The organism is Psychromonas hadalis ATCC BAA-638, from assembly GCF_000420245.1.
Taxonomy (GTDB): Bacteria; Pseudomonadota; Gammaproteobacteria; order Enterobacterales; family Psychromonadaceae; genus Psychromonas; species Psychromonas hadalis.
The window spans coordinates 1-9,689 of the sequence record NZ_ATUO01000131.1 but is presented as its reverse complement, the minus strand read 5'-3'; the positions used below and the strand labels follow the sequence as shown (position 1 = coordinate 9,689).

At 38.7% G+C, this 9,689-nt stretch carries 12 protein-coding genes, 1 tRNA gene and 2 pseudogenes; 10 read left to right on the top strand and 5 right to left on the bottom strand.

Annotated elements, in window-relative coordinates; translation table 11 throughout:
• Window positions 1-437 precede the first annotated feature (437 nt).
• The 4 genes from G322_RS0114400 to G322_RS0114385 are packed head-to-tail and all read right to left on the bottom strand — an operon-like array spanning window position 438 to window position 2,901.
• Window positions 438-1,214 carry a Zn-ribbon-containing protein gene (locus G322_RS0114400; protein ID WP_022942444.1) on the bottom strand — a complete coding sequence of 259 codons (777 nt, stop codon included), beginning with the start codon at window positions 1,212-1,214 and terminating at the stop codon, window positions 438-440.
• Window positions 1,215-1,541 (bottom strand): hypothetical protein, encoded by a 327-nt coding sequence (locus tag G322_RS0114395; protein ID WP_022942443.1) that lies wholly within the window; start codon window positions 1,539-1,541, stop codon window positions 1,215-1,217.
• An 11-nt stretch (window positions 1,542-1,552) separates the two neighbouring features.
• On the bottom strand, window positions 1,553-1,858 hold the full coding sequence (locus G322_RS0114390; RefSeq protein WP_022942442.1) for a DUF3301 domain-containing protein: 306 nt from the start codon (window positions 1,856-1,858) through the stop codon (window positions 1,553-1,555).
• Window positions 1,855-2,901 carry a DUF3549 family protein gene (locus G322_RS0114385; RefSeq protein ID WP_022942441.1) on the bottom strand — a complete coding sequence of 349 codons (1,047 nt, stop codon included), beginning with the start codon at window positions 2,899-2,901 and terminating at the stop codon, window positions 1,855-1,857. The genes G322_RS0114390 and G322_RS0114385 overlap by 4 nt, the downstream gene beginning before the upstream one ends.
• A gap of 115 nt (window positions 2,902-3,016) precedes the next feature.
• Here G322_RS0114385 and G322_RS0114380 point away from each other — a divergent pair, with 115 nt between their 5' ends.
• The 10 genes and pseudogenes from G322_RS0114380 to G322_RS23470 all read left to right on the top strand — a co-directional run.
• Window positions 3,017-3,358: a YqcC family protein gene (locus tag G322_RS0114380; RefSeq protein WP_022942440.1), complete on the top strand. Its 342-nt coding sequence runs from the start codon at window positions 3,017-3,019 to the stop codon at window positions 3,356-3,358.
• Window positions 3,358-4,116, top strand: a complete 759-nt coding sequence (gene truC / locus G322_RS0114375; protein WP_022942439.1) for a tRNA pseudouridine(65) synthase TruC — start codon at window positions 3,358-3,360, stop codon at window positions 4,114-4,116. The genes G322_RS0114380 and truC overlap by 1 nt, the downstream gene beginning before the upstream one ends.
• Window positions 4,109-4,879: a hypothetical protein gene (locus tag G322_RS0114370; protein ID WP_022942438.1), complete on the top strand. Its 771-nt coding sequence runs from the start codon at window positions 4,109-4,111 to the stop codon at window positions 4,877-4,879. Before truC ends, G322_RS0114370 begins: the two co-directional genes overlap by 8 nt.
• Window positions 4,876-5,589, top strand: a complete 714-nt coding sequence (locus tag G322_RS0114365) for a 5-oxoprolinase subunit PxpA (protein WP_022942437.1) — start codon at window positions 4,876-4,878, stop codon at window positions 5,587-5,589. Before G322_RS0114370 ends, G322_RS0114365 begins: the two co-directional genes overlap by 4 nt.
• Window positions 5,586-6,272, top strand: coding sequence for a 5-oxoprolinase subunit B family protein (locus tag G322_RS0114360; protein ID WP_022942436.1), 687 nt, complete (start codon window positions 5,586-5,588; stop codon window positions 6,270-6,272). Before G322_RS0114365 ends, G322_RS0114360 begins: the two co-directional genes overlap by 4 nt.
• Window positions 6,262-7,215 (top strand): 5-oxoprolinase subunit C family protein, encoded by a 954-nt coding sequence (locus G322_RS0114355; protein ID WP_022942435.1) that lies wholly within the window; start codon window positions 6,262-6,264, stop codon window positions 7,213-7,215. The genes G322_RS0114360 and G322_RS0114355 overlap by 11 nt, the downstream gene beginning before the upstream one ends.
• A 291-nt stretch (window positions 7,216-7,506) precedes the next feature.
• Window positions 7,507-8,016, top strand: a pseudogene (locus tag G322_RS22410) (DUF4382 domain-containing protein); the annotation flags it as partial.
• 82 nt (window positions 8,017-8,098) lie between these two features.
• Window positions 8,099-8,290: a hypothetical protein gene (locus tag G322_RS22405; RefSeq protein WP_022942433.1), complete on the top strand. Its 192-nt coding sequence runs from the start codon at window positions 8,099-8,101 to the stop codon at window positions 8,288-8,290.
• A gap of 6 nt (window positions 8,291-8,296) precedes the next feature.
• Entirely contained in the window at window positions 8,297-8,617 is a 321-nt protein-coding gene (locus G322_RS0114340) for a YqfO family protein (RefSeq protein ID WP_022942432.1), read from the top strand.
• 327 nt (window positions 8,618-8,944) lie between these two features.
• Window positions 8,945-9,079 (top strand): annotated as a pseudogene (locus G322_RS23470) (ISAs1 family transposase); the annotation flags it as partial.
• A gap of 261 nt (window positions 9,080-9,340) precedes the next feature.
• Here G322_RS23470 and G322_RS0114330 read toward each other — a convergent pair.
• Window positions 9,341-9,416, bottom strand: a tRNA-Arg gene (locus G322_RS0114330).
• Window positions 9,417-9,689: the final 273 nt, after the last annotated feature.

The window sequence follows — 9,689 nt, the reverse complement described above, 5'->3', positions numbered from 1 at the left end:
ATAGAATGAAGAGTGAGCCGTAAATTTTAATTTTTTTTAACATGTTAAGTTCCGTTTAAGTTATCTGTAATAGATAGCCTGAATTCTGGATAAGCAACACTTCCCAATACGGCTATTTTTGCACCTATCTTCGTTAAATTGACTCAGAATAGCCAGCTATTCACTGCTCAATTCGCCTCGATAATCACAAAATTTTCAGCACTGGGTGCTAGAAGTTTATTATACCAATTACAGTAAATAGCTAATCTATTTTACTGGTTAAAATAACTCACTTCTGCGTTGTAAGTTTTGTAAAGGGAACAACCATTTACGTCAACTTACGCCTTTAATTTAGCTATTTTTCCTGCGCAAAATTTAGATCACATACTTAATGTAATCGGTATTACTTTATTAATATTTAGCAAAAGCGCTCATTAACCAGAACTCAGGTTAAATAGTTATTTTTTGAAATCCCAAGAAAGATTAGATACTAACTGGCACGCATCGCATTTGAAATCAAAAATATCAAAAAGTGGTGACTTTAGTTGCCAATCACCCCCACAGCTTGGGCATTTTCGATTTTGTTCATCCTCTAAGCTAATACCTGCCACACGGTACAGATAATAATAAGTCGGCACGTTAGTAATTGCTTCGATACGCTTACAAAGATTACTGCCTCGATAATAGAGTTTGCTATCAATATCGCCCATCTCTTTTAAAATTGCAGTAGAAACCGCTGAGCCATTCATCTGCAATTCATCACAGTTTATCCACTCCTCTTGCCACTTGAGCACACTTTTACGATCGCCATTACTGATAGCTTCAGAGGTACGATAGAGTGGAATCGGTTGTAGAGTTTCACCACAACGCAGTGGTGAGCAGGTATCTAAAAAGGTGGTGTATAACACCTGCCAACTCGGTGAAAAGTTAGGTGCGCATTCCAGTGAGTTTAAGTCTTCTGCAACGGTTTTTATTTTAGGCGCAAGCAGTCCCGTTTCAGTGAGTGAATTGAGTGCATGCTTTACCTGTGTGCTATTAAACAGCTCATCTAAACTGTTCTCTTCAGGGCAAACAAGACGGGTGCTAAAAACCGCGCCTAACATCGCGATGGGAAATTCGCGCCCAAGAATCTGCCCGTTATAACGCAACATATCAAAGTAGTTATTGATAGCGCGCTCAACACTGGCATATTGGGTGTTTTTATAACATTCAAAGGTAAGCTCTTTAATAAACACCTAGTGACTCGCTTTTAATGTTTTTAGTTCTGCTCTTAACTGTTTAATCTCATCTTTTAATGGCGCTAACAATATTTCAATTTTAGCCTCAATTTTAGCGCTTAATAACGCATCAAAACTGCCCGTGGTCTCTGTTTTTTCATTGGCCATTAATGCAGGCTCTGTGGGAACATTAATCTCTTTATTCGGGTTATCTAGCCACAGTTTTAAACCTTGAATAATGATGGGCAGTGGGATGTTTTTAGGCAAGCGTGCTTTTATCATTGCGATATTGGGTGTTTTACCCTCTTTGGCAATCTGTTGGGCAATTAATATAATTCTATCCATGGGGAACCTTTTTAATGAAACTCTTCAAAAGAGCGATATACGGGGAATTCAAAACGTGGACGATGTAAGCCCGAGATGAACAGCTTGCCTTGATAACTATTTTCGTTATCACTGCTAAATTCAAAAACAAAACTGGCCTGTAGGAAGTTTTTACCTAATTTGAAGTTAAAGCTTGAGCGCGAAACACTGAGTAGTTGCAGGTCTAATTTCACACACTGTTTTTCAATCATCTCTTTTGCATGTTCAGATTGTTGTCTGAGCTTCCAAATCAGGGTTGCGCTTATCACCACGAAGAGAATAAATAGTAGATCGGTCATGATGGTTTTACTCCAGAAAATAACACCCCAATCGCGTTTGATAGGGCAGGGGAGCGCGCGCTTAAACGTAACTGCTTTAATACTTTTTCACGTAACGCAGGAATGGCCACTAAATCGGTAAACAATTGTGTAAACAGTGTTGGTTGATGATTTGCAAGTGCCTCAAAGAAACGATTTAACAAGGTTTCATCTTCTAATAATGACCAACAGCGCCCTGCAATACACACGTACCAATGTTCATTATGGATGAGTGCGGATGAAAATTGTTGTTCAAGTAATTTTTTAGTAATACCAACCGCAGGCGCACTTGAAAGCGCTCTTAGTAATAAAATGGCGCACTCTTGATGGTTTGCTTGTAACTCAACTTCTGCTTGCTTGGCAATCGCGGTGGCGAGAGCGCTATTAATATCATGCTGATGCTCTAAACAGAGTGCGAGAGATTGCAAAGGTTGCTGTGGAAGATGTGGCAGGGTGTTAATAAGGTGTTGTTGATTGTCATCATAATTGAGGCGAGCGCATAAGTCAGCGATGCCTTGAAAGCCTAACTCTTGCCACTCATTCCAATACCCTTTACCTGAAAAATAGTGCAACGCGGGGGCATAAAAAACGGATGCTGGGCGCACAAAGTTAGTGTTCATTAATGCACTGAAAATAGCTAACTTTTCCATGCTAGGTTTAAAAACAAAGGGATTGCTGGCTAAGCGCTCTTGCAATTTTTCGCTCATATTCGCGGTTAAGTTTTCACCCATTGCTTCCATCACCATTTTGATAAAACTGGTTTGTGCGGTGATTTTTAATAAACCTTGTTCATCTACTGGTAACTTTAAAAACCAGATAAAATGCTCTTGTTGCTGTTTATTTACTTGCCAAAACGTTAACGCAATACACGCGTGTTGCTGAATTGGGTAAGGGTAAGGCAAGTTGTTTTCGGCGATTTTTTGAAAGGCACTATTGGAAATTTTAGTGACTTTACGCCCTAAATCATAGATGCGAAATTGGCACTGAGCCTGTTTTAAGAAATCGGTAAGGGTATTTATATTCATAAAAAATTCTTTTGTGTCGAACGTGGTGGGATTATATCAGGAATCAATACGACTTTGATCACTGTGATGTTATATTAACGCCCATTAAATTATAGACATTAAGCTTGGATAACTGATGCAACTATTTGAGATTAAAAAACGGCAGTTATTAGCTGTTTTACTGACAGAATTAGAGGCTCAATTACGTCTGCTAAAGTGTTGGCAATCAACACGGCCAAGTGAACGTTCACTTGCAAGCATCGAACCCTTTTCGATTGATACTTTGTGTTTTACGCAGTGGTTACAGTTTATCTTCATTGAGAAAATGACGCAGTTGTTGCAGTTGAATTTACCCCTGCCTACGGCAATGGAAATTGCGCCGATGGCAAGCGAATTTTTTAAAATGCAGAAAGTAAATAGTGGCGAAATACTTGCCCTGATCATACGCATCGATTGCGTTATTAATGAGAAAAATTGATGTTAGAAACAGAAGTTACTGATGCGGCTCCTGTCAGTGCAGAGTTAGAAATAGTCTATCGTGATGAACAGTTAATTGCGATCAATAAACCCTCTGGTTTATTGGTGCATCGCAGTTGGCTTGATAGCCATGCAACCGAGTTTGCGGTGCAAAAATTGCGCGACCAAATTGGTCAACATGTTTACCCAGCGCATCGTTTAGATAGACCTACTTCTGGGGTGTTATTGTTTATATTGGATAAAAACTATTTACCCGATGTAATGGCACAGTTTGCAGAGCAAAAAACCAAGAAACGTTATTTAGCAGTAGTGAGAGGCCATATTGGCGAAGGATTTTTAGATTATGCGCTGAAAAAGAAACTTGATAAAATTGCCGATAAACATGCAAATCAAGATCAACAAGCGCAAGAGGCAAAAACTGCTTATAAAGGCATCGCTTTTTGTGAATTACCGATTGCGGTGCGCCCCTATCCGCAATCACGTTATTCGCTGGTGGAGCTTACGCCTCAAACAGGGCGAAGACATCAACTTCGTCGTCATATGAAACATCTTTATCACCCGATTATTGGTGATACTACACATGGTGATGGTAAACATAATCAGATGTTTAGAGACAACTTTGATTCAGACAGACTGCTATTACACGCTGAATATTTGGGTTTTACGCACCCTGTTACAGGTAAAAAAGTGGAGATTCATGCCCCCCTTGATAACACCTTTAAATCTTTATTAAAAAAAATGGAACTAAACCATGCATAAAATTGCTAACCGTATTATTTTTATTGTTGTTATTCTGCTTGCTGGGCTCTATTTTGTGCAGGATAAAATAAACTCGCCTGAAGAGTGTCAAAAAGTAGCGGGTGTTTGGAATGAAACGGAGGAGGTCTGTGAACAAACTACTACGCAGATAATTTATGAAAATCTTTCTGCGGGTTACCCGATTACCATGACTTATCCTGAAACAACATTTCAGGTGATCATTGATAAAATAGAAACAGTGGATGAAGTTTACTTTCTGCGTGGGCATTATCAAAAAGTGTTACAAGAGGCGACAGGGGATAAAGAGGCGATTTATGATCGTGGGTTGTTATACCTTAATATGTCTAAAATGGTTATTTTAAATGAAGCTAAAAATGGTTTAGTACATTACTCTGCCCCTTTTATTGTCAATACAGTCGGCAGTGGTGTGTTTGTTTATGCGGGGTTATTTTCCTATGATATGGAAACGAAAAAGAGTGTGCATTTAGATTCTGCTTTGTTAGGTAATCGGGTTAGAGAAGAGAAAATTACCTATATCAAAGACTATCTACAGGTTGATTTTAAAGGTCATGCTTCTGAGCAAGCTTATGCTGATTATCCAACACAAGATAACGTTATTTATCTGCAACTGCTTAATAACTTTGTAAATTTCAAAGAGATCAAAAGAATGCACAGTAGTTGGGATGCCAATGGTGACGGTGGTAATGATTGTGAATTAGACGGTAGTTGTGACCATACTGTTGATTATAGCTTGCCACGATGAAGCTAAATTGTGATGTCGGTGAGGGCGTTAGTAGTGATAGAGCGGTGATGCCTTTTATTGGTCAAGCGAATATCGCCTGTGGCTTCCATGCGGGAGATGCAGATTTGATGATTGAAACCATTAAAATTGCCAAAGTTAACAAGGTACAAATTGGCGCGCATCCCGGTTATAACGACAGGATAAATTTTGGACGTGTGCCCATTTCATTGACCTCTGAGCAGGTAAAACACCTTATCTGCTATCAAGTGGGGGCATTACAATGCCTCGCTAAATTGCATCAAGTGAGTGTGTCTTACGTAAAACCACATGGCGCGTTATATAATGAGATGATGGTTAATGAAGCGGTTTTTTGCGCCATTGTAGAGGCGCTGTGTCAATTTGAAAAACCACTTAAATTGATGATTTTAGCACACCCAAATTTAGGTAATTATCAGCAGATAGCACAGCAACATGGTGTAACACTGATATTAGAAGCATTTGCAGACAGGGCGTATGATGATGCTGGATACCTTGTTAAACGGGGTGAAAAAGGAGCGTTACTCGCTAGCGCTGAAATGGTTGAAAAACAGGTTAAACAACTCATTGATACACAAACAATCACCACGATAAATGGAAAAACAATTCACTTACAAGTCGATTCAATCTGCGTGCATGGTGATAATCCGATTGCAGTGAAACAGATAGAAAACTTAGCCATGTTAATACAATGATAAAACCTGTTAATGAAAATAGTTTTTTAATCATACTCAGTGACAAAATAGACCTTTCATTAACGGCAAAAATCGCCAATATCGTCAAACAAATTGAATTTAAATTAGCTAAAGCACTGATCGATATTACTCCCTCCTACACCACAATTTTAGTGCAGATCGATCTACTTAAAATATCGCCTTTAGTAGCGGAACAGTTATTAGTTGAGATTTTTCATTCAACTTATCAGACGCAAAATATCAGCAGTAAATTGATTGAACTCCCTGTTTATTATGATGTTTCGGTGGGCTGGGATCTGAAAAAAGTAGCCTCTGAAAAAAGGCTCTCTATTGATGATGTGATCACCTTACACTGCGAAAAAATCTATCAAGTGTGTGCCGTGGGGTTTACGCCCGGTTTTGCTTTTTTAGCAGAGCTTGATGATAAAATAAAAACGGCTCGCCATGATTCTCCGCGTGCTTTTGTCCCTGCGGGCAGTGTTGCGATTGCTGATAGTCAAACGGCGGTTTACCCGAGTGATAGCCCCGGTGGTTGGCATATTATTGGTAATTGTCCAATTCCATTGTTTGATCTAAAAAATAACCCTATTAGCCCTTTTAAGATCGGTGATCAAGTGACGTTTTCTGCTATCAATTATCTGCAGTTTATCGAGTTAGGGGGCAAGATAATTGATGAACATTGAATCTGGTTTACGTGTAAAAAAAGCGGGTATCTTCACCCAACTGCAAGATCAGGGGCGTTTTTATCAAGCACAACAAGGGGTAAGTCAGGGCGGCGTTTGTGACGAATTGGCCGGTGGATGGGCTAACTATCTGCTTGATAACCCAGTTAATTCACCACTTTTAGAAATTAGTTTTGGACAAGCACAATTTGAAGCATTATCAGAGGTGCAACTGGCATTAACAGGCGCACCAATGGATGCAAAAATCACACTGTTATCTGGTAAGCAGATCAAACAACATAATAACTGTTCCTTTATATTAAAACAGGGGGAGTTATTAACCCTCTCTTTTGCCACATCGGGGTTGCGTGCTTATCTTGCTGTGAAAGGAGGCTTTATTGCTGAGGCTGTTTTAGGCAGTGTGAGTTGTGTAAAGCGCAACTCAATTGGCGGTTTACAAGGTGATGGAGGTGTTTTGAAAAAGGGGGATTTATTACCCGTATTAAGTCAACAACGTCATTTTATTAAGCGAAAAATGCCCGAGCAATTTATCCCTAATTATAACCAACCACTGAGCCTTGCTGTGATTGAATCTTATCAATGTGATGATTTTTTAGTGTCCCAGAAAAATAGATTTTATAACAGTGAATACCAGATAGATAAACACAGCGATCGTATGGGCATGCGCTTACAAGGTGAGCCGATTATTAAAAGTGGTTCAGCAGGTATTATTTCAGAAGGCATTGCCCTTGGTAGTATTCAGATACCTGCTGATGGTTTACCTATTATTTTATTGCAAGACAGGCAAACACTTGGGGGATATCCTAAAATAGGCTGTGTATCACGTTGCGATTTGAGTCAACTTGCCCAGCAACCAGCAGGCAACAAAATCACCTTTAAACGCAGTGATTTACAGGTTGAGCAATTGCGTTATCTGCAACAGTTACGCTTTTTTAACATTTAATTTTTCGCAAAATAGTATCAATAAAAAATATAACGCCCTGTTTTATAATTTGAATTTTATATTGACCATTTTCTGACTCCTCAGTGCCCTTTTTTAAACTAAAATTAGAGCGTCACTACATATAGCGTAAAGGGGAATACCATGCTCAATAAACTTATCCATTTAACTGCGCTATTACCGCTATTTATACTCACTGCGTGTGGGAGCCTCAAGTTCAAGCAACGAGTTAACTGCAGGTAGTACGACCACCTTTTCTTTATCGGTTAGTGATGCGCCTGTGACTCCTTTTCTCAAGTCATTATCTATTTTTCTCAAATAGAGCTTAAAAGCGAAGCGGGGGATATCATCTTTGAAGTGGGTGTCGGTAATGAACTCTGTTTAGATGAAAACGTAAATGAGATAGCTAATGTACATGGGGTTGATCTATTAAAATTTGCAGGTAGTAAGTCATTTACACTACTGGAAAATATTGTTATTACCGCTGGAGATTACTCTCCGTTACGCTTAAAAATGGTTGATGGCTCTTATGCTGTATTGAGTTCGGATGAAAGCAAAGTAATCATTAAAGTTCCTTCAAAGGAACTTAAACTTGATGGCTTTACAGCTGTTATTGGTGGAACATTAAATTTAACGGTTGAGTTTGATCTACGTAAAAGCATGACCAATCCTGTTGGTTTAGATCATTATTTCTTAAAACCACGGGGAGTGCGTTTAGTGGATGATAGTGAATCTGCGACCATATCGGGCAGTGTTGATGCAGATTCACTATGTGCTTTAAATGCTTCTGAAATAGGGGGGTAGTATTTATCTATTCGCAGGTGATGAATTCCTGCTTGGTGATTTAGCGGATAATAATGCAGATGAATCCGCTTATGCGAGCACGGTGGTGATTTACAGTGAAGACACTTACCATTATGAAATTGGTTTTGTTACGTCAGGAAATTATAGCATTGTGTTTAGCTGTGAAAGTGAAGATCAACTCGAAGAGGATGATGGTTTTGTCTTTATAGCAAAACAGGAGATAATCGTAACAAGTGAAGATTTACAGCTAGACTTTCCTGCTTATGAGGAGTGACCTATTTTGTATCAGTTAGTTTTTTATGTGCCAGAAAGTCATTGTGAAGCTGTTAAATCAGCACTCTTTAAAGCGGGTGCTGGGCGTATTGGTGATTATGACCAATGTGCTTGGCAAGTTTTAGGCAAAGGGCAATTTCGCCCACTTAAAAACAGTGATGCTTTTATTGGGGAGCTTGATAAATTAGAACAAATCGAAGAATATCGCGTTGAGATGGTGTGTGAAAAAGCATTTATAAAAGTGGTGTTACAAACTTTGATTAATGCTCATCCTTATCAAATACCAGCTTATAGCGTCGTGGAAATTAAAACTATCTTTGATTTTTAAAAGTAATAGTTCAACTAATGCTAAGCATATCATCATGTTGGTAATAGTAGAGTGAATCTGCTTTTTCATAAGAGTTGAAACCCATGCTTCTAGGCTTAACTTATAACGATCACCTCAACGGTGACTGGCTTGTAAACGACCGTTGTAACTCATGTAACTTAAGTCGTGTGTAATGCAAGGGCAAGATTACGAAGCTGTATCTTTATTTTTACTTTTGGGGATTGCTTTTTTGTTGCTCATTAATGAGACTTGAGATCTACTGATCTTTAATAAAAAAAGGATCAGCTTGTTTCGTGATCATATACTTCTTTTTCTAGTGAGAAGCCTATGTCACACACAACTTTAAGAAGCCAACTCTCTGTCATTCGTGATTTTAGTCAATCAGGAAAAGTACTTCATGAGTTAATTGATGTCCTTTTTCTCGCTATTACAGGGGGTATTTCTGGCGGTGAAGGTTGGGAATAAATCGAAGGTTTTGATAACGGTGTTTGTCAAACGAGTGGCAATAGACCTAAATTGTCGTCATCGCATTCCATGTTAACTTATTGTTTTCTAAAGGTTTTTTGTTGTGGTAATCTAACTTAAGTCCAAAGGCACGAGTTCTTATTTGAAGGGTTACTCGTTGTAGTGTTTTTTAGATGTTGGATTTTCGCGGTACTACTTGACTATTACAACCCTGTCGGACGGTAGTTTATGTTTACTAGGTTTTGTTGAACTTGGATGTGGTCTCCTCACAGGGACTCGAACCCCGATCATCCGCTTAGGAGGCGGGTGCTCTATCCTGTTGAGCTATGAAGAGATGATTATACCGATTACATTAAGTATGTGATCTAAATTTTGCGCAGGAAAAATAGCTAAATTTAAGGCGTAAGTTGACGTAAATGGTTGTTCCCTTTACAAAACTTACAACGCAGAAGTGAGTTATTTTAACCAGTAAAATAGATTAGCTATTTACTGTAATTGGTATTAGCGTTTAATGCTAAGTATCTCCTAAGTATATCAACTATTCAATGCGGGCTAAATCATTAATTTGAATATTACCAAGGGGGATATTATCTAAGGTGCGCAAAAC

Coding starts and splice junctions, on each gene's coding strand:
- G322_RS0114370 (WP_022942438.1), top strand. CDS start 4,109: ATGCATAAAATTGCTAACCGTATTATTTTTATTGTTGTTATTCTGCTT.
- G322_RS0114355 (WP_022942435.1), top strand. CDS start 6,262: ATGAACATTGAATCTGGTTTACGTGTAAAAAAAGCGGGTATCTTCACC.
- G322_RS0114385 (WP_022942441.1), bottom strand. CDS start 2,901: ATGAATATAAATACCCTTACCGATTTCTTAAAACAGGCTCAGTGCCAA.
- truC (WP_022942439.1), top strand. CDS start 3,358: ATGTTAGAAACAGAAGTTACTGATGCGGCTCCTGTCAGTGCAGAGTTA.
- G322_RS0114360 (WP_022942436.1), top strand. CDS start 5,586: ATGATAAAACCTGTTAATGAAAATAGTTTTTTAATCATACTCAGTGAC.
- G322_RS0114395 (WP_022942443.1), bottom strand. CDS start 1,541: ATGGATAGAATTATATTAATTGCCCAACAGATTGCCAAAGAGGGTAAA.
- G322_RS0114365 (WP_022942437.1), top strand. CDS start 4,876: ATGAAGCTAAATTGTGATGTCGGTGAGGGCGTTAGTAGTGATAGAGCG.
- G322_RS0114380 (WP_022942440.1), top strand. CDS start 3,017: ATGCAACTATTTGAGATTAAAAAACGGCAGTTATTAGCTGTTTTACTG.
- G322_RS0114390 (WP_022942442.1), bottom strand. CDS start 1,858: ATGACCGATCTACTATTTATTCTCTTCGTGGTGATAAGCGCAACCCTG.